This is a genomic window from Streptomyces sp. NPDC097129, assembly GCF_055668065.1.
The window spans coordinates 109,512-126,743 of the sequence record NZ_JBVOQE010000015.1 but is presented as its reverse complement, the minus strand read 5'-3'; the positions used below and the strand labels follow the sequence as shown (position 1 = coordinate 126,743).

The following is a 17,232-nucleotide window of genomic DNA, read 5'->3' as shown; positions in this document are numbered from 1 at the left end:
CGCGCGTCCTTCGGCGCGACCTTGGAGGGGTCCGCGATCTCCGGAACGCCCACCGTCTGCACCGCGGCCCGTGTGGTCGCCGTCGTCATAGTGCGTCCCTCCCGATCGATGTGCCTGCACTCGCCGGTCCGTCGTCCGGCAAGCTCGCGGCTACCCCCGATCCCCGCCGGCATTCGTTGAACTTCCTCAGTTTCCGCTCGGCTCTCCGCGGCTGCGTACGACGTCCTTCCCCTTGCGGGGTGACCTGCGCAAGCTGACGATCGATCAGCTGACTCGGCCAGGGGTCAGCATGAGTCCTGCCGGACATGGTTACAGATGACTACCTGTGCGACAGCGGACCTGCCCGTGTGAGGAGAGAGCCGTGTTCTACTTCCTGCTGAAGTACGTGCTGCTGGGTCCGCTGCTGAGGGTGCTCTTCCGCCCGCGTATCGAGGGACTGGAGCACGTCCCCGAGTCCGGCGCGGCGATCGTCGCGGGCAATCATCTGTCGTTCTCGGACCACTTCCTGATGCCGGCGGTGCTCAAGCGGCGCATCACGTTCCTGGCCAAGGCCGAGTACTTCACCGGCTCGGGGCTCAAGGGGCGGCTCACCGCTGCCTTCTTCCGCAGCGCCGGGCAGATCCCGGTCGACCGCTCCGGCAAGGAGGCCGGTAAGGCCGCGATCCGGGAGGGCCTCGGCGTGCTGGGCAAGGGCGAGTTGCTCGGCGTCTACCCCGAGGGCACCCGCTCGCACGACGGCCGGCTCTACAAGGGCAAGGTGGGCGTGGCCGTGATGGCGCTCAGGGCCGGGGTGCCGGTCGTACCGTGCGCGATGATCGGCACCTTCGAGGCGCAGCCGCCCGGCCGGAAGGTGCCCCGGCTGCACCCGGTCGTGATCCGCTTCGGCGAGCCGCTGGACTTCTCCCGGTACGCCGGGATGGAGAACGAGAAGGCGATCCTGCGGGCCGTCACCGACGAGATCATGTACGCCGTCCTGTCGCTGTCGGGGCAGGAGTACGTCGACGAGTACGCGGCCGTGGTGAAGGAACGGCAGGCCGAGAGCGGTGAGCGCCGCTTCCCGTGGATGCCGCTGAGCTGAACTCTGCCATGGGCAGAACACCCGCGCCGGGCCGGGCAAGCGGCCCTACGGTCGGATCATGAGACGTGCACTGGTGATCGGAGCGACGGGCCAGATCGGACGGCCGACGGTACGGGCCTTGGCCGAGGACGGCTGGGAGGTGCTGGCCGCCTCCCGCGGCGGCGGCCGGGACGCCGGGTGGCCCGAGGGGGTACGGCCGGTGCGGCTGGACCGGGAGGACGACGCGGCGCTGGCCTCGGTGGTCGGCGACGGCTGCGACCTGGCCGTCGACCTGGTCTCCTACGGGGCGCGGCACGCGCGGCAGTTGACGGCGCTGGCCGGCCGGGTCGGCTCGGCGGTGGTGATCTCCTCCGTGGCGGTGTACGAGGACGGCCGGGGCCGGTCCTTCGACACGCAGGAGCGGCCGGACGGCTTCCCGCGCTATCCGGTGCCGCTGGCCGAGGAGCAGCCGACGGTGGCGCCGGGCGACGCCTCCTACAGCACCGGGAAGGTGGCTCTGGAGCGCGAACTGCTGGCGGTGGGCGAGAAGTTGTCGACGACGCTGCTGCGCCCGGCTGCGGTGCACGGGCCGTACAGCCCGCTCCCGCGCGAGGCGTACTTCGTGAAGCGGAACCTGGACGGGCGGCGCCGTCGGGTGCTGGCCCACCGGGGCGTGAGCCGGTTCCATCCGTCGGGCGCGGGCACGATCGCCGAGCTGGTGCGGCTCGCGGCGGCCCGGCCGGGCTCACGGGTGCTGAACGCCTGCGACCCCGAGGCGCCGACCGTGGCCGAGATCGGAGCGGCGGTGGACGCGGCGATGGGGGTGGAGACCGAGACGGTGCTCATCGACGGTCCGTCGCCCTCGCCGTCGGTGGGCCGCACACCGTGGTCGACCGAGTGGCCGGTGGTGTGCGACATGTCCGCCGCAGCCGGGGAGCTGGGGTACGGCCCCGGTGTCCCGTACGCCGAGAGCGTGCGTGCGTCGGTGGACTGGCTGGTGGAGCGGCTGACGGGCCGCGACTGGCGGGAGGAGTTCCCGCTGCTCGCCCGGGCCTACCCCGAGCTGTTCGACTACGCGGCGGAGGACGCCTGGCTGCGGGCGTGAGAAGGGACTGTGAGAAGAGGCTGTGAGAAGGGGCGGCCCCGTAGTACGGGACCGCCCCTCGTCGTCGTATGCCTTACGGCTTCGGCGTGGCGTGCGGGCCGCACGTCACGTCGGCCGCGTCCAGCTTGCCGGTCAGCAGGTAGTCGTCGACCCGGCTGTTGATGCAGGAGTTGACCAGGCCGGTCACACCGTGCGAACCCGCGCCCTTCTCGGTGATCAGGCGGGAGCCCTGGAACCGCTTGTGCAGCTCGACGGCGCCGGCGTACGGGGTGGCGGCGTCGTTGGTGGACTGCACGATCACCACCTGCGGCAGGCCCTTGCCGGTACTGACGTTCACCGGGGTCTGCTGCTTGGTGTGCCAGGTGGCGCACGGCAGGTTCATCCAGGCGTTGGCCCAGGTCATGAACGGGTAGTCCTTGTTGAGCCGCGTGTTGTCGCGGTCCCACTTGCGCCAGCTGGTGGGCCACTTGGCGTCGGCGCACTCGACGGCCGTGTAGACGGCGTTGCCGTTCTCCGCGGAGATGTTGCCCGCGGTGTCCGACATGTCGGGGGCGGCGGCGTCGACCAGGGCCTGGGTGTCACCCGCGACGTACTTGCTGAACACCGTGGCGACCGGCACCCACGACGAGTCGTAGTACGGGGCGCTCTGGAAGAAGGAGATCAGCTCGGCCGGGCCGACGACCCCGCCGATCGGGCTCTTCTTCGCGGTGGCGCGCACCTGGAGCCACTTGGCCTGGACGGCGTCGCGGGTGGTGCCGAGGTGGAAGGCGGCGTCGTTCTTGGCGACCCAGTCCTCCCAGTCCTTCCAGCGGCCCTCGAAGGCGACGTCCTGCTCCAAATTGGCCTGGTACCAGATGTTCTTCCGGTCGGGGTTGACCACGCTGTCCACGATCATGCGGCGCAGGTGGCCCGGGAAGAGGGTGCCGTACACGGCGCCGAGGTAGGTGCCGTAGGAGACGCCCAGGTAGTTGAGCTTCTTCTCACCGAGCGCCGCGCGGATGACGTCGAGGTCGCGCGCGGTGTTCGGCGTGGTCATGTACGGCAGCATCTCGCCGCTGCGCTCGTAGCAGCCGTCGGCGTACTCGCGGGCCAGCTTGCGCTGGGCGAGCTTGTCTGCCTCGGAGTCGGGCACCGGGTCCATCTTCGGCGCCTTGACGAACTCCTGCGGGTCGACGCAGGAGATGGGCGCGGAGTGGCCGACGCCGCGCGGGTCGAAGCCCACGAAGTCGTAGGCCTTGGCCACGTTGGCCCAGATGGGGTTCTTGGTGGTGACGCGGCGCGGGAACTTCATGCCCGAGCCGCCGGGGCCGCCGGGGTTGTAGACGAGGGCGCCCTGGCGCTCCTGCTTGGTCCCGGTGTTGCCGATGCGGTCGACGGCGAGCTTGATCTGCTTGCCGAAGGGGTGCGCGTAGTCGAGCGGCACGCTGACCCAGCCGCACTGGATCGGCTTCTCCAGGCCCCAGTCGGCCGGGCAGTCCTGCCAGGTGATGCCGGCCTGTGCGGCCCGCGCGGCCGCGATCGCGGCGCCGCGGGCCTCGCGGTCCTGCCCGTGCCCGGCGCTGGCACTCGCCGTGGGCGCGGCGACCGCGCCGGCTATCAGGGTGGCTGCGGCGACGACGCTCGCCGAACCGAGCGTCGCGGTCCGCTTCTTCGCTCTGATGTCCCTCAAGTAGAGCCTCCCCGTACCTTGTGAGTACCTCGTGACGACAGGTACGGGGATCCTTGCTGCTGTGAGGGCCCTGAGAACAGGGGTTGTTGACCTTCTTTGCCAATCCGATAACCGGAAATTCGTGTACCGCTCAGCGGACCGGGGGCGTGGGCCGTTCGACCAGCGCCAGTGCCGCGTCCAGCGCGCGGCGCAACAGCAGTCCGTCGCGGGCGACGGCGGTGACGAGCGCGGCCGGCCCGGGCAGCGGTACGACCGTGCACCCCTCCCCCACCGTCCTGGCCGGCACCGGTGCGCCGGCGAACTCCGGCCGAACGACGAGGAGCTGCCCGACCGCCCGGTGTCCGGCCAGCACGGCCGGTCCGTCCCAGCCGCCCGGGGCGCCGGGGCCGCAGGCCAGCTCCTGGTCCAGGACGGTCCGCTCGCCGATCCGCACGGTGAGACGGCTGGTGAGCCGTCCGGGGTGCTCGGCGGCCCGGCCGAGGATCTGTTCCTCCCGGAAGACGAGCCGGGCATGCGGGGCGAGGTCGAGCCGGGTGGTGACGGACAGTTCGCTGCCGGCGGCGGAGATCAGCGGTTCGGGCAGCCACATCAGCTCGCCGCCGTCGGCCACGCGCAGCCGCACGTCGTAGCGGGCCTCGCCGCCCGCCGCGCCGGGCAGCGCGATGGTGGCGGCGGCCGAGCCGACGCTCAGCCGGGCTCCGGCGGCCACGTCGGCGGCGACCGTGAGGTGGTCGCCGCCGAGCGGGGCGCTCATCGCGCCGACGAGCAGGACGCGCGCCTCGTCGCCGGTGCTGCGGGTGCGGCGCAGGGCCAGCGGGCCCTCACCCTCCAGTACGGGCAGCGCGGTGCCGCCGCGGCCGTCGGGGCGGGCGTGGACCCGGGCGACGGCCCGGACCCGGTAGGCGCTGCCAGGGGCGGCGCTGTTGTGGTCGGCGCTGCTGTGGTCGGCCCGGGGGGCGGTGCCCGCACCGGGCACGGTGGCGTCGTCCGGGCGGGTGGCCGGGGCTGTCAGCTCCTGCGCCCGTGTGGCCACCGCGGACCCGGTCGTCGTCACGCCGTCCACGCGGTGAGCCGACCGCGTACCCAGGCGGCCACGTCGGTGACGCCCTTCTCGCCGCGCAGGGACTGGAAGACGACCGGCAGGTCGCCGCGCTGCGCCTTGGCGTCGGCCGCCATCCGGGCGAGGTCGGAGCCGACGTAGGGCGCGAGGTCGGTCTTGTTGACGATGAGCAGGTCGGCGGTGGTGACGCCGGGGCCGCCCTTGCGCGGGATGTCGTCGCCGCCGGCCACGTCGATGACGAAGATCTGCGCGTCGACCAGGCCCTTGGAGAACGTCGCGGTGAGGTTGTCGCCGCCGGACTCCACGAGGATCAGGTCGAGCGGACCGACCTCGTCCTCCAGGTCCTCCACGGCCTCCAGGTTGGCGGAGATGTCGTCGCGGATCGCGGTGTGCGGGCAGGCGCCGGTCTCGACGGCGGCGATGCGCTCCGGCGGCAGGACCGCCTCGCGCAGCAGGAACTCGGCGTCCTCCCGCGTGTAGATGTCGTTGGTGACGACGGCGAGGGACAGCTCGTCGCGCAGCGCGCGGCACAGCGCGGCGACGGTGGCGGTCTTGCCGGACCCGACGGGGCCGCCGAGTCCGACGCGCAGCGCGCGCCGCCTGCCGTCGGGACGGTGGGCGTCGGCGCTGACGGCGGCGGGACCGTCGTGGGAGTGGTCGAGGTGCATGTACGGCTCCTACGTTCGGGGGGCGCCGGGGCGTGGGATGCGCCGGGGCGCCGGTGTGTCAGGACGCGAAGAGGCGGACCGGCCAGGCGGCGTGGGCCTCGGCGCCGATCTCCAGCAGCGGGGCGGAGGCCGCCGGGAGGGCGTCGGTCCCCTCGTCGGCGACGCGGCGGGCGGCGCGGACGGCCCGCTCGACGACCTGGTCCAGCTCCGGCGCGAGCCGTGCTAGCACGGCCGTCGCGTCGAAGGGGTCCAGGCTCAGCAGCCGCACGGTCGCCGTCGCCGGCCCGCCGACGCTCTCGTACGCCGCGCAGTAGGCGGCGTCCTCGGGCGCGCAGCCGGCCGAGCGCGCCGCGAGGCCGAGCACCACCGGCTGGTGGGCGCCCTTGGGGAAACGCGCCGCGAGGGCGTCGAGGTCGGCGGACGGCCAGGTCGCCCGCGCGGCCCGCATGAGCTGCCGGCCGAGCTTGCGCGCGGCCGTGCGCAGCGCCGGTGAGGGGGTGCGGGCGTCGGCCGCCGCGTCCAGTGCGGCGGGGTCGGCGCCGAGGGCGGCCGCCGCGGCGAGCGCGGCGGACACCAGGCCCGTGGTGTGCAGCCGGCCGCGGCAGAACCGCTCCAGGCCGGCCGCGTCGGTGATCCGCCCCGCGCGGACGGCTTCCTCGGCCCCGCCGGAGTGCGCGTGCCCTCCGGCGGGGAAGCGGCCGTCGGCCAGGACGAGTAGTGCTGCTCGTGTCATCGCCCGGCCGTCAGAAGAGGAAGTACCGCTGGGCCATGGGCAGTTCGGTGGCGGGGGTGGACTCCACCAGTTCGCCGTCGACGTGCACGGCGAAGCTGTCGGGGTCGATGTCCACGCGCGGGCGGGCGTCGTTGTTGCGCATGTCCGCCTTGCGCACGCCGCGGGTGGACTCGATCGCCGTGAACCGCTTGCCGAGGCCGAGCCGCTCCGGCAGCCCGTCCTCCAGGGCGAGCGGGGCGACGAAGTTGACCGAGTTCGAGGCGGGCGCCCGGCCGATCGCCCCGTACATCGGGCGGGGCAGGATCGGCTGCGGGGTGGGGATGGAGGCGTTGGCGTCGCCCATCTGCGCGTAGGCGATCTGGCCGCCCTTGATGACGAGCAGCGGCTTGACGCCGAAGAACGCCGGCTCCCACAGCACCAGGTCGGCGAGCTTGCCGCTCTCCACGGACCCGATCTCGTGGGCCATGCCCTGGGCGAGCGCCGGGTTGATCGTGTACTTGGCGACGTAGCGGCGCACCCGCTGGTTGTCGGCGCGGCCGTCGCCGGGCAGGGCGCCGCGGCGGCGCTTCATCACGTGCGCGGTCTGCCAGGTGCGCATGATCACCTCGCCGACCCGGCCCATGGCCTGCGAGTCGGAGGAGATGATCGAGATCGCGCCCAGGTCGTGCAGGACGTCCTCGGCGCCGATGGTGGAGGGCCGGATGCGGGACTCGGCGAACGCCAGGTCCTCCGGGACGGCCGGGTTGAGGTGGTGACAGACCATCAGCATGTCGAGGTGCTCCTCGACGGTGTTGACGGTGAACGGCCGGGTCGGGTTGGTCGAGCTGGGCAGCACGTGCGGCTCGGAGACGACCGTCATGATGTCCGGCGCGTGCCCGCCGCCCGCACCCTCGGTGTGGTACGAGTGGATGCCGCGCCCGGCGATCGCGGCGAGCGTGTCGCCGACGAAACCGGCCTCGTTGAGGGTGTCGGTGTGGATGGCGACCTGAACGCCGGTCAGGTCCGCCACGGTCAGCGCGGCGTCGATGGCGGCCGGGGTCGCGCCCCAGTCCTCGTGGATCTTCAGGCCGGCGGCGCCGCCGCGGATCTGGGACAGCATCGCCTCGTGCGAGACGGTGTTGCCCTTGCCGAGGAAGCCGACGTTGACGGGGTAGGCCTCCATCGCCTCGAACATGCGGGCGAGGTGCCAGGGGCCGGGCGTGACGGTGGTCGCCTTGGAGCCCTCGGCGGGGCCGGTGCCGCCGCCGACCAGGGTGGTGATGCCGGAGGCGAGGGCCTCGTCGGCGACCTGCGGGCAGATGAAGTGCACGTGCGCGTCGATGGCGCCGGCCGTCAGGATGCGCCCGTTGCCCGCGATGACCTCGGTCTCGGGGCCGAGGACCAGGTCGGGGTGGACACCGTCCATGGTGTCGGGGTTGCCGGCCTTGCCGATGCCGGTGATGCGGCCGTCGCGGATGCCGACGTCGGCCTTGATCACACCCCAGTGGTCGACGATGACCACGCCGGTGATGACGGTGTCGGGGGTGCCGTCCGCGCGGGTCGCCCGGGACTGGCCCATGGACTCGCGGATGACCTTGCCGCCGCCGAAGACGGCCTCGTCGCCGGAGCGTCCGGGGCCGCCGGAGCGGTCCTCCTCGATCTCGATCAGCAGATCGGTGTCGGCGAGCCGGATGCGGTCGCCGGTGGTCGGGCCGAACAGGTCGGCGTAGGCGCCGCGGGAGATCTCAGGCATCGAGGGCACCCCCGGTCGCGCCGCGCAGGCCGGGCACCACACGGGCGCCGGCGAGGGGAACGAGTTCGACGTCGGCCGGCAGCCCCGGCTCGAAGCGTACGGCGGTGCCGGCGGCGACGTTCAGCCGCTTGCCGTGGGCGGCGGCGCGGTCGAAGTCCAGGCCGGGGTTGGCCTCGGCGAAGTGGTAGTGGGAGCCGACCTGGACGGGCCGGTCGGCGGCGTTGAGGACGGTCAGCCGGGTGACCTCGAGCCCTTCGTTGCACACGACGGGGTCCTCGGCGAAGAGGATCTCTCCGGGAATCATGGCGCTCCCCCCGTCAGATGATCGGGTCGTGGACGGTGACGAGCTTGGTGCCGTCCGGGAAGGTGGCCTCGACCTGCACGTCGTGGATCATCTCGGCGACGCCTTCCATGACGTCGTCGCGGGTGAGCAGCTTGCGTCCGGTGGCCATGAGCTCGGCGACGGTGCGGCCGTCCCGGGCGCCCTCGAGGATGTGGGAGGTGATGAGGGCGACCGCTTCGGGGTGGTTGAGCTTGAGGCCGCGGGCCCGGCGCTTGTCGGCCACGTCGGCCGCGACATGGATGAGCAGTCTTTCTTGCTCGTGCGGGGTCAGTTGCACGTCCCACCTCACAGTCCTTGCTCCGGACCGTGCGGGGTCCGGTTGCCGCAGCCACCGCGACGGGACAGGTGTAACACACAGACAAATTTCCCGACCGCGCTCAATTACGGGCAGAAAAGCCCCTGGTGGCGTGGGTCGGAAGGCTAGCTCGTCGGAGTTTCAACGACGTTAACCAGCCCTTGATCAACACATGACCGGCGGCAGACCTTCCCCATACCCGGAACAGGGCCGCCAGGTCAGCGTGCGTCCGGCCGCCGGTGCTCCGCCGCGATGCCGAAACGCTGCTGTTCGCGCGGAGCGGACGCCACATCGCGCACCGCCGAGACAGAGCTGATGACCTGCTCCCGCGCGGCCTCCTCCGCCTCTCGCAGTTCCTCGAGTCGCTCCAGGTCAGCGGCGGAGACGAGGGCGACGAGGGGCTTGCCGTGGCGGGTCACGACGACACGCTCACCGCCGTAGACCACCCGGTTGATCAGATCGGCGAGTTCAGCCCTGGCCTGCGTCACCGGAATCTCGTAGGACATGAGCCCATTCTAACGTCACGTACGTCCTGTACATTTTTTACAGATGCAGGGCGCGCACCCGCGCTTCGCTCCGAGGAGGCTCGCCATGTCCCGACCGTCCGTGCCCCGACCGTCCGCCCGCCACGTCATGCCGGAGTTCACCGAGCACACGGCCTTCGGGCGCCGCACCACGGATCCGTACTCCAAGCTGCTTCAGGGGCGGATCGTGTTCCTCGGGACGCCGATCGACGACACCGCGGCGTGCGATGTGATCGCGCAGCTCATGCAGCTGGAGCACCAGGACCCGGACCGGCCCGTGCAGCTCTACGTCAACTCGCCGGGCGGCTCGTTCCACGCGATGACGGCGGTCTACGACACGATGCGGTACATCGCCTGTGACGTGGAGACGTACTGCATGGGACAGGCGGGCTCGTCCGCCGCGGTGCTGCTGGCCGCGGGCGCGCCGGGGCGCCGGTTCGCGCTGCCGGGCGCCCGGGTGGTGATCCGTCAGCCCGCACTGCCCGAGCCGGTGGAGGGCCAGGCCAGTGACCTCGCCATCCAGGCCGCGGAGTTGACGCGTACGCGGGCGACCCTGGAGGAGATGCTCGTCCGGCACACGGGACGCGGCCCGCGGCAGATCGCCGCGGACATCGAGCGCGACCTCGTCCTCGACGCGCACGGAGCGCTGGCCTACGGCGTGGTGGACGAGATCATCACCACCCGCCCGCGTCCCGGCGGGAAGTGAGCCGCCCGATGCTGCCCGACCTTCCACCGCTGCCCGCCCTCACCCGGGCCGAGGGCGAGTTGATCGACCGTTACCTGGAGGTCGTGGACCTGCTCGGCCGGATCAACCCCGCCTGTCCCGGCGACACCTACCGGGGACTGCGGGCCGCGCAGGCACTGGTCGCCAAGGCGGTGGCGCTGCGCGACGCGCTGACGCTGATGCACCAGCGCGGCGAGAGCGAACTGCACGCCGGCACGCTGGCCCGCGCGTTGCGGGTGCTCGACGGCGAGCGCCGCACGGCGAGGGTCACCGTGCCGCCGGGCGCCGGGACTTGAGGAATCGGCCGACCGGGTTCAAACGGACCAAATGGCGTACCCCCTGTCGGCCTATTCGCACGCCCTTTTTCCGGGGGGTCCGAGTTGCGCAACGCGCGGGCCACGAGGGCGGAATGGGAGGTTCCGCCGCTGGTCCGGGCGTCGCCGGTCCGGTGGACGGACCATCGAACACAGGGGTGTCCACCCGAACGGGCGAGTGGTGAGGAACAACACAAATACCCGGTTCCGTTGGGATTTTCGGACAGATGTGAGCCAAGATCCCTGACTGACGACAAGCCCCCGCCACAACGGCGGGGCGATCCGGGCGGACGCCGAGTCCTGCCGCCGCCCGGATGACCGGTCGACAGGAGTGGATCGGCAGGAGTGGAGGACCCAAGCACGACGGGTCGCCGGAACGGTCACACCACGACCGGACCGAGCAGCCCTTGGGGTGAAGCCGCGTCAGCGGCCGGGCTACTTCGCCAGCCCGAATCCGACAGGTCATCCTTCACAGGCGGCTGACGAAGGGTTGCGCATGTCTGCGCTCAATCGTGTCCCGTCGCTGATGGCCCGGGCCGGTACGGCCTCGGCCCTGACCATCGCCGCGGTGGGCGGCTCGATCGTGGTCCCGGGCTTCGCCTCGGAGGCCGCCGCCGCGACACCGGCGACGAAGGCCCTCCAGATCGCCGCGTCCAAGAAGGGCGCGCCCTACCAGTGGGGCGCCATCGGACCGCGCCGGTTCGACTGCTCGGGGCTCACGCTGTACTCGTTCAAAAAGGCGGGCAAGAAGCTGCCGCGTACGGCCGCACAGCAGTACAACAAGACGCACCACATCTCGGCCCGCAGCCGCAAGGCCGGCGACCTGGTGTTCTTCCACTCGGGGTCGAACATCTACCACGTCGGCATCTACGCCGGGAAGAACAAGATCTGGCACGCCCCGAAGACGGGCTCCGTGGTGCGCCTGGAGAAGATCTGGACCAGGAGCGTCTGGTACGGCCGGGTGAGCTGACGGTCCCGGTCCTCCTCGGCCGGGCCACCGCCAGGTGTCCGGGGCGGCCGAGGAGGACCGGCAGGGGCCCCGCAGGCGCACGGAGCGTGCCTGCGCCCCGTCTCCGGGGAGCGCCCCTGCTACGCGCCGCCCGCCTGCCGCTCCGGCTGGACCGGCCGGCGCCCGGCAGGCTGCTGGACGCGAACGGGCGTGATGCGGCCGAGCCGCCCGGCCGAACGGGTGACCGACGGCGTCCTCTCCGCCGGCGGCCGAAGAGAGCGGCGCGAGCCTCACCCACCCTCACGCCGCCCGCATGCTCAAGTCGTAGCGGAGACGGGGCGCCGCGGGACGTGCGCTGCCGCGCGGGAAGCGCTCGGCGCGTCCGGCGTACCGCGACGGTCTCCCGGCTCCTGCTGAGCCGTACGGCTCAGCAGGGCTGGGTGTTCGGCTCCTGCCGGCCCGTCGTGGGGACCGGTTCCGGTGGGATCGCCCAGGGCAGTTCGATGGCGACCGTCTTGCCGCCCTCGCGCGTGGGGCGGACGCGGAGTCTGCCGCCGCATTCGGCGGCCAGCCAGCGGATGATGACCATGCCGCGGCCGTTGTCCTGCTGGACGGCCGCCGGCAGCCGCTTGGGAAAGCGGGGGTGGCTGTCGGTGACGCCGATGCGCAGCAGCTCGTCGCGGTCCAGGACGACGTCCACCGTGAACGTGGGGGACTGCCCGAACGTGTGCTGCACGGAGTTGGTGGCCAGTTCGGAGACGATCAACCGGATGCTGTCCGCCAGTTCGGCGTCCGACGGCAGACCCCATTCCGCCAGCGTGCCGGCCACGAAGCCGCGGGCCGCGGACACCGAAGCGGGATCGCTCGGCAGAGTGACGGATGCTTCCAGGTGGTCTGCCATGGCGACGTCGTCCCTTTCCCACGGGACCGCAGTCCGGCACGGAGCCGGTGGTTCGAGTACGGTCCCGGACTGGTGCTTCGCCGCCAGACTGCCATCACCGCGCCGGTCACGGAGGCGATCCACCAAGATATGCATATATCTGTCGCTCGAAGCGGTGAACTCTGCCACGGCAGAACGTATCCGGGCGGCTCGGACGGAGTAAGGAGGGGCCCATGCAGCACGGTCCCGCGGTGCGCCGCCGGAAGCTGGGCGCCGAACTGCGCGCGCTGCGCGCCCGGGCGGGGCTCACCAGCGGGGAGGCGGCCCGGCTGGTGGGCTGGCACCAGTCGAAAGTCAGCCGGATCGAGACGGGCTCGAGTGGCGCGAAACCGTCCGACGTGCGGTTACTGCTGGAGGCGTACGGCGTCGACGACGACGAACTGCGTGACCTGCTGCTGGTGCTGGCGGGCTCCCAGGTCGGCGGCCGGGAGCACTGGTGGCACGCCTACCGCGGGGTGCTGCCGCCCACGTACCGCGATTTCATCAGTCTGGAGTCGCAGGCCAGCGCGATGCGCACCCTGGAGACCTCGGTGGTGCCGGGCCTGCTGCAGACGCCCGCCTACGCCCGCGCCGTGACCCGGGCCGCGGTCGGCGCGGTGGACGAGGAACGGCTGGACGCGCTGGTGGAGGTACGCCTGGCCCGCCAGGACGTGCTGCACGCGCAGCGCCCGCTGAGGCTGAGCGCCGTGCTGGACGAGGCGGTGCTGCGCCGGGAGGTGGGCGGTCCCGGGGTGATGGCGGAGCAGCTGCGACGGCTGCTCCAGGCGGCGCGGCTGCCCCAGGTGCGGCTGCAGGTGCTGCCGTTCTCCGCGGGGGCGCATGTCGGCATCACCGGGCCTTTCGTTATTTTCTCATTTCCGCGCACTTCCGATCTGGACGTGGTTGTTCTCGACCACATGACGAGTAGCCTCTACCTCGAACGGAAAGAAGACCTCCGGGCCTACGCGGAGGCCTTCAACTCCCTTCGGATCCACGCCCTTTCCCCCGAGGACTCGTTGGATTTCATCGCCTCACTAGATGACGGCGTGTAAGGAGGCACCATGACTGCACTGCCTCGGAACCTCCCCTCCAGTACCGATCTGCACGGCGTGCGCTGGCTGCGCAGCAGCTACAGCACCGGAGCGAACAACTGCGTCGAGACGGCACGGCCGGCCTTCGGGCCGTGGTCCGGGCTGCTCGCCGTACGCGACTCCAAGGCCCCGGACGGGCCCGCGCTGCTCTTCTCCGCCAGAAGCTGGGCGGCGTTCACGGCTGCCGTGCGTCCCGACTGAGCACGGCCCGCACCGGGCGAGGGCACGGCCGTGCACGCCGACTCATGGCCGCGTCTCGCCGATCACCGCTACGGCGCGCTCGATCTGGTCCCCGGTCAGGTCCGCACGGGCGGTCAGCCTGAGCCGTGAGATGCCGTCGGGCACGGAAGGAGGCCGGAAGCAGCCCACGGCCAGGCCGGCTGTTCGGCAGTCGGCCGCCCAGCGCACCGCCTGCTCCGGGGACGGAGCGCGCACGGAGACCACCGCGGCGTCCGGTCGTACCGCCTGATGACCCGCGGCCGTCAGCCGGGCATGCAGATCGGCGGCCACCGTGCGCGCCCGCGCCGCCCGCTGCGGCTCGCGGCGCAGCAGCCGCAGCGCCGCGAGGGCGGCGCCCGCCGCGGCCGGGGCGAGCCCGGTGTCGAAGATGAAGGTGCGGGCCGCGTTGACCAGGTGGTCGATCACCCGGGCGGGCCCCAGCACGGCGCCGCCCTGGCTGCCGAGCGACTTCGACAGCGTCACCGTCACGACCACGTCGTCCGCGCCGGCGAGCCCCGCCGCGTACGGCGCGCCGCGTCCGCCCTCGCCCAGGACGCCCAGCCCATGCGCGTCGTCCACGACCAGACCCGCTCCGGACTCCCGGCATGCTGCGGCGAGTTCGGCGAGCGGTGCGGCGTCGCCGTCCACCGAGAACACGGTGTCCGACACGGCGATCGCGGTGCCCTCGTGCGTGCCGAGCGCCTTGCGCACGGCGTCCGGTTCGGCGTGCGCGACGACCTGGGTGGTGCCGCGGGCCAGCCGGCAGCCGTCGATCAGGGAGGCGTGGTTGCCGGCGTCGGAGACGATCAGCGAGCCGTGCGGGGCCAGCGCGGTGACCGCGGCGAGGTTGGCGGCGTAGCCGGAGGAGAAGACCAGGGCCGACTCGAAGCCGCAGAAGTCCGCCAGCTCGCGTTCCAGCTCCGTGTGCAGCTCGGTCGTGCCCGTGACCAGGCGGGAGCCGGTCGCGCCGCCGCCCCAGGTCCGCGCGGCCCGCGCCGCGCCCTCGGTGACCTCGGGATGGCGGGCCAGGCCCAGGTAGTCGTTGCTCGCCAGGTCCAGCAGCGGCGTGTCGGCGGGGCGGGGACGCAGGGTGCGCACGAGTCCCGCGCGGCGGCGCGCGTCCGCCTGCTCGTCGATCCAGCCGAACGCCATGGGTCCTCCGGGGATTTTGTAGGCAGTGCACAGACACTAGCGGGACGCACCGCAGCTCATGATGTGGCAATACCCACACCTCGAACGGCCTTGTTTGTGCGAACTCTCCTTGGCCTGGCCTGCCCCCGTAGGACAGGATCAGCTCCCATGGACCTGCTGAACACGCTGGTGGACAAGGGACTGCGGCGCGAGCTGCCGACCCGCGAGGAAGCCCTGGCCGTCCTCGCCACGAACGATGACGAACTGCTCGATGTGGTGGCCGCGGCCGGCAAGGTGCGCCGGCACTGGTTCGGCCGACGGGTGAAACTCAACTACCTGGTCAACCTCAAGTCCGGCTTGTGCCCCGAGGACTGCTCGTACTGTTCGCAGCGGCTGGGCTCCAAGGCCGACATCCTGAAGTACACCTGGCTCAAGCCCGACGAGGCCTCCCAGGCCGCCGCCGCGGGCCTGGCGGGCGGCGCCAAGCGGGTCTGCCTGGTGGCCAGCGGCCGCGGCCCGACGGACCGGGACGTGGACCGCGTCTCCGAGACCATCAAGGCCATCAAGGAGGGCAACGAGGGCGTCGAGGTGTGCGCCTGCCTCGGCCTGCTCTCCGACGGCCAGGCCGAGCGGCTGCGCGAGGCGGGCGCGGACGCCTACAACCACAACCTCAACACGTCCGAGGGCACGTACGCGGACATCACGACCACACACACGTTCGCCGACCGGGTGGACACGGTGACCAAGGCGCACGCGGCGGGTCTGTCCGCGTGCTCCGGCCTGATCGCCGGCATGGGCGAGAGCGACGAGGACCTGGTGGACGTCGTCTACTCGCTGCGCGAGCTGGACCCGGACTCCGTTCCGGTGAACTTCCTGATCCCGTTCGAGGGCACCCCGCTGGCCAAGGAGTGGAACCTCACCCCGCAGCGCTGCCTGCGCATCCTGGCGATGGTCCGCTTCGTCTGCCCGGACGTGGAGGTCCGTATCGCGGGCGGCCGCGAGGTCCATCTGCGCACGATGCAGCCGCTGGCGCTGCACCTGGCCAACTCGATCTTCCTCGGTGACTACCTGACCAGTGAGGGCCAGGCCGGCAAGGCCGACCTGGAGATGATCGCGGACGCCGGGTTCGAGGTGGAGGGCGCCGGCGAGGTGACCCTGCCGCAGCACCGGGCGGGCGGCGCGGGCGGCTGCGGATCGCACGAGGCGGCGGGCGGCTGCGGGGCGCACGATGCGGCGGGCGGCTGCGGCTCGCACGAGGGCGCCGAGGGCTGCGGCTCGCATGCCCCGGCCGGCGGCTGCGGGTCGCACGAGGGCGGCGGCGTCTGCGGTACGGCCGCCCCCGCTCCGGCGGCGGGCGAGCCCCGTACCGACCTGGTCGCCGTGCGCCGGCGCGGCGCGGGAACGGACCTCGCGCCCAATGCCTGACCTGAGCGTGCCCGAGCTGCTGGAACTGGACCGGCGGCATGTGTGGCATCCGTACGGCCCGATGCCCGGGCAGGCCGAACCGCTCGTCGTCGAGGCGGCGAGCGGGGTCCGGCTGAAGCTCGCGGACGGCTCGGGTGACCTGGTCGACGGCATGTCGTCGTGGTGGTCGGCGATCCACGGCTACAACCACCCGGTGCTCAACGAGGCCGCGGCCGCACAGCTGGGGCGGATGAGCCATGTGATGTTCGGCGGGCTCACGCACGAGCCCGCCGTGCGGCTCGCGAAGCTCCTTGTCGACATGTCGCCCGACGGCCTGGAGCACGTCTTCCTCGCCGACTCCGGTTCGGTGTCGGTCGAGGTCGCCGCCAAGATGTGCCTGCAGTACTGGCGTTCGCTGGGCCGCCCGGAGAAGCAGCGGCTGATGACGTGGCGGGGCGGGTACCACGGCGACACCTGGACGCCGATGTCGGTGTGCGACCCCGAGGGCGGCATGCACGAGCTGTGGGCGGGCGTCCTCCCGCACCAGGTCTTCGCCGACGCGCCGCCCGCCGGCTACGACGAGGCGTACGCCGAGCATCTGCGCGCGACGGTGGAGCGCCACGCCCATGAACTCGCCGCCGTCATCGTCGAGCCGGTGGTGCAGGGCGCGGGCGGGATGCGGTTCCACTCCCCCGCCTATCTGCGGGTGCTGCGCGAGGCGTGCGACGCGCACGACGTGCTGCTGGTCTTCGACGAGATCGCGACCGGGTTCGGCCGCACGGGCGCGCTGTTCGCCGCCGACCACGCGGCGGTGTCCCCGGACGTGATGTGCGTGGGCAAGGCGCTCACCGGCGGCTATCTGACCATGGCGGCGACGCTGTGCACCGCGCGCGTGGCCGACGGGATCTCGCGGGGCGAGGTGCCGGTGCTGGCGCACGGGCCGACGTTCATGGGCAACCCGCTCGCGGCGTCCGTCGCCTGCGCCTCGATCGAGCTGCTGCTCGGGCAGGACTGGCTCGCCGAGGTCAAACGGATCGAGGCCGGACTGCGCGAGGGGCTCGCGGCGGCCTCGGAGCTGCCCGGAGTGACGGACGTGCGCGTCCTCGGCGCGATCGGCGTCGTCCAGCTGGACCACCCCGTGGACATGGCCGCCGCGACCCGCGCCGCGGTGCGCGAGGGCGTGTGGCTGCGGCCGTTCCGCGATCTGATCTACACGATGCCGCCGTACGTCACGTCGGACGCGGACGTGGCACGGATCTGCCGCGCGGTGTGCGCGGCGGCTCGGGAGGGATGAC

At 72.3% G+C, this 17,232-nt stretch carries 19 protein-coding genes and 1 riboswitch; of the genes, 9 read left to right on the top strand and 10 right to left on the bottom strand.

What is annotated here, in order from left to right:
- Window positions 1-361 precede the first annotated feature (361 nt).
- On the top strand, window positions 362-1,078 hold the full coding sequence (locus AC0B9F_RS33585; protein WP_472008965.1) for a lysophospholipid acyltransferase family protein: 717 nt from the start codon (window positions 362-364) through the stop codon (window positions 1,076-1,078).
- Between the two features lie 58 nt (window positions 1,079-1,136).
- A complete protein-coding gene (locus AC0B9F_RS33580; protein ID WP_472008963.1) occupies window positions 1,137-2,162 on the top strand; it encodes an NAD-dependent epimerase/dehydratase family protein in 1,026 nt (341 codons plus the stop codon).
- A gap of 73 nt (window positions 2,163-2,235) precedes the next feature.
- Here AC0B9F_RS33580 and AC0B9F_RS33575 read toward each other — a convergent pair whose 3' ends face one another.
- The 8 genes from AC0B9F_RS33575 to AC0B9F_RS33540 all read right to left on the bottom strand — a co-directional run bounded on the left by AC0B9F_RS33575 (window position 2,236) and on the right by AC0B9F_RS33540 (window position 9,168).
- Window positions 2,236-3,831, bottom strand: coding sequence for an alpha/beta hydrolase (locus AC0B9F_RS33575; protein WP_472008961.1), 1,596 nt, complete (start codon window positions 3,829-3,831; stop codon window positions 2,236-2,238).
- A gap of 130 nt (window positions 3,832-3,961) precedes the next feature.
- Entirely contained in the window at window positions 3,962-4,894 is a 933-nt protein-coding gene (locus AC0B9F_RS33570) for an urease accessory protein UreD (protein WP_472008959.1), read from the bottom strand.
- A complete protein-coding gene (gene ureG, locus AC0B9F_RS33565; RefSeq protein ID WP_472008957.1) occupies window positions 4,882-5,559 on the bottom strand; it encodes an urease accessory protein UreG in 678 nt (225 codons plus the stop codon). Before ureG ends, AC0B9F_RS33570 begins: the two co-directional genes overlap by 13 nt.
- 58 nt (window positions 5,560-5,617) lie before the next feature.
- A complete protein-coding gene (locus AC0B9F_RS33560) occupies window positions 5,618-6,292 on the bottom strand; it encodes an urease accessory protein UreF (RefSeq protein ID WP_472008955.1) in 675 nt (224 codons plus the stop codon).
- 10 nt (window positions 6,293-6,302) lie between these two features.
- On the bottom strand, window positions 6,303-8,024 hold the full coding sequence (locus AC0B9F_RS33555) for an urease subunit alpha (protein ID WP_472008953.1): 1,722 nt from the start codon (window positions 8,022-8,024) through the stop codon (window positions 6,303-6,305).
- Window positions 8,017-8,328, bottom strand: a complete 312-nt coding sequence (locus tag AC0B9F_RS33550) for an urease subunit beta (protein ID WP_472008951.1) — start codon at window positions 8,326-8,328, stop codon at window positions 8,017-8,019. The genes AC0B9F_RS33555 and AC0B9F_RS33550 overlap by 8 nt, the downstream gene beginning before the upstream one ends.
- Window positions 8,329-8,341: 13 nt before the next feature.
- Entirely contained in the window at window positions 8,342-8,644 is a 303-nt protein-coding gene (locus AC0B9F_RS33545) for an urease subunit gamma (RefSeq protein WP_472008949.1), read from the bottom strand.
- 236 nt (window positions 8,645-8,880) lie between these two features.
- Entirely contained in the window at window positions 8,881-9,168 is a 288-nt protein-coding gene (locus AC0B9F_RS33540; protein ID WP_472008947.1) for a type II toxin-antitoxin system Phd/YefM family antitoxin, read from the bottom strand.
- A gap of 100 nt (window positions 9,169-9,268) precedes the next feature.
- Between AC0B9F_RS33540 and AC0B9F_RS33535 the strand changes: the two genes are divergently transcribed.
- From AC0B9F_RS33535 to AC0B9F_RS33525, 3 genes are all read left to right on the top strand, one after another.
- Window positions 9,269-9,892, top strand: coding sequence for an ATP-dependent Clp protease proteolytic subunit (locus AC0B9F_RS33535; protein WP_472008970.1), 624 nt, complete (start codon window positions 9,269-9,271; stop codon window positions 9,890-9,892).
- Window positions 9,893-9,900: 8 nt separating this feature from the next.
- Entirely contained in the window at window positions 9,901-10,206 is a 306-nt protein-coding gene (locus tag AC0B9F_RS33530; protein ID WP_472008945.1) for a hypothetical protein, read from the top strand.
- Between the two features lie 377 nt (window positions 10,207-10,583).
- A riboswitch (cyclic di-AMP (ydaO/yuaA leader) is annotated at window positions 10,584-10,717 on the top strand.
- Window positions 10,718-10,720: 3 nt separating this feature from the next.
- The gene (locus AC0B9F_RS33525; protein WP_472008943.1) at window positions 10,721-11,194 is read left to right on the top strand and encodes a C40 family peptidase; all 474 of its coding nucleotides are present in this window, start codon (window positions 10,721-10,723) and stop codon (window positions 11,192-11,194) included.
- A gap of 406 nt (window positions 11,195-11,600) precedes the next feature.
- Here AC0B9F_RS33525 and AC0B9F_RS33520 read toward each other — a convergent pair whose 3' ends face one another.
- Window positions 11,601-12,074: an ATP-binding protein gene (locus AC0B9F_RS33520; RefSeq protein ID WP_472008941.1), complete on the bottom strand. Its 474-nt coding sequence runs from the start codon at window positions 12,072-12,074 to the stop codon at window positions 11,601-11,603.
- Window positions 12,075-12,286: 212 nt separating this feature from the next.
- Between AC0B9F_RS33520 and AC0B9F_RS33515 the strand changes: the two genes are divergently transcribed.
- Together AC0B9F_RS33515 and AC0B9F_RS33510 are read left to right on the top strand one after the other, a co-directional pair.
- On the top strand, window positions 12,287-13,144 hold the full coding sequence (locus AC0B9F_RS33515; RefSeq protein WP_472008939.1) for a helix-turn-helix domain-containing protein: 858 nt from the start codon (window positions 12,287-12,289) through the stop codon (window positions 13,142-13,144).
- 9 nt (window positions 13,145-13,153) lie between these two features.
- A complete protein-coding gene (locus tag AC0B9F_RS33510) occupies window positions 13,154-13,384 on the top strand; it encodes a DUF397 domain-containing protein (protein WP_472008937.1) in 231 nt (76 codons plus the stop codon).
- Between the two features lie 42 nt (window positions 13,385-13,426).
- On the opposite strand, the gene AC0B9F_RS33505 is transcribed toward AC0B9F_RS33510, so the two are convergent.
- Window positions 13,427-14,554 carry an 8-amino-7-oxononanoate synthase gene (locus AC0B9F_RS33505; RefSeq protein ID WP_472008935.1) on the bottom strand — a complete coding sequence of 376 codons (1,128 nt, stop codon included), beginning with the start codon at window positions 14,552-14,554 and terminating at the stop codon, window positions 13,427-13,429.
- A gap of 147 nt (window positions 14,555-14,701) precedes the next feature.
- Here AC0B9F_RS33505 and bioB point away from each other — a divergent pair, with 147 nt between their 5' ends.
- Together bioB and AC0B9F_RS33495 are read left to right on the top strand one after the other, a co-directional pair.
- Complete coding sequence (gene bioB, locus AC0B9F_RS33500; RefSeq protein WP_472008933.1) at window positions 14,702-15,958, top strand: biotin synthase BioB; 1,257 nt, start codon at window positions 14,702-14,704, stop codon at window positions 15,956-15,958.
- Entirely contained in the window at window positions 15,951-17,231 is a 1,281-nt protein-coding gene (locus AC0B9F_RS33495) for an adenosylmethionine--8-amino-7-oxononanoate transaminase (protein WP_472008931.1), read from the top strand. Before bioB ends, AC0B9F_RS33495 begins: the two co-directional genes overlap by 8 nt.
- Window position 17,232: the final 1 nt, after the last annotated feature.

Coding starts and splice junctions, on each gene's coding strand:
- AC0B9F_RS33515 (WP_472008939.1), top strand. CDS start 12,287: ATGCAGCACGGTCCCGCGGTGCGCCGCCGGAAGCTGGGCGCCGAACTG.
- AC0B9F_RS33510 (WP_472008937.1), top strand. CDS start 13,154: ATGACTGCACTGCCTCGGAACCTCCCCTCCAGTACCGATCTGCACGGC.
- AC0B9F_RS33525 (WP_472008943.1), top strand. CDS start 10,721: ATGTCTGCGCTCAATCGTGTCCCGTCGCTGATGGCCCGGGCCGGTACG.
- AC0B9F_RS33505 (WP_472008935.1), bottom strand. CDS start 14,554: ATGGCGTTCGGCTGGATCGACGAGCAGGCGGACGCGCGCCGCCGCGCG.
- ureG (WP_472008957.1), bottom strand. CDS start 5,559: ATGCACCTCGACCACTCCCACGACGGTCCCGCCGCCGTCAGCGCCGAC.
- AC0B9F_RS33555 (WP_472008953.1), bottom strand. CDS start 8,024: ATGCCTGAGATCTCCCGCGGCGCCTACGCCGACCTGTTCGGCCCGACC.
- AC0B9F_RS33580 (WP_472008963.1), top strand. CDS start 1,137: ATGAGACGTGCACTGGTGATCGGAGCGACGGGCCAGATCGGACGGCCG.
- AC0B9F_RS33550 (WP_472008951.1), bottom strand. CDS start 8,328: ATGATTCCCGGAGAGATCCTCTTCGCCGAGGACCCCGTCGTGTGCAAC.
- AC0B9F_RS33540 (WP_472008947.1), bottom strand. CDS start 9,168: ATGTCCTACGAGATTCCGGTGACGCAGGCCAGGGCTGAACTCGCCGAT.
- AC0B9F_RS33560 (WP_472008955.1), bottom strand. CDS start 6,292: ATGACACGAGCAGCACTACTCGTCCTGGCCGACGGCCGCTTCCCCGCC.
- AC0B9F_RS33530 (WP_472008945.1), top strand. CDS start 9,901: ATGCTGCCCGACCTTCCACCGCTGCCCGCCCTCACCCGGGCCGAGGGC.
- AC0B9F_RS33520 (WP_472008941.1), bottom strand. CDS start 12,074: ATGGCAGACCACCTGGAAGCATCCGTCACTCTGCCGAGCGATCCCGCT.
- bioB (WP_472008933.1), top strand. CDS start 14,702: ATGGACCTGCTGAACACGCTGGTGGACAAGGGACTGCGGCGCGAGCTG.
- AC0B9F_RS33495 (WP_472008931.1), top strand. CDS start 15,951: ATGCCTGACCTGAGCGTGCCCGAGCTGCTGGAACTGGACCGGCGGCAT.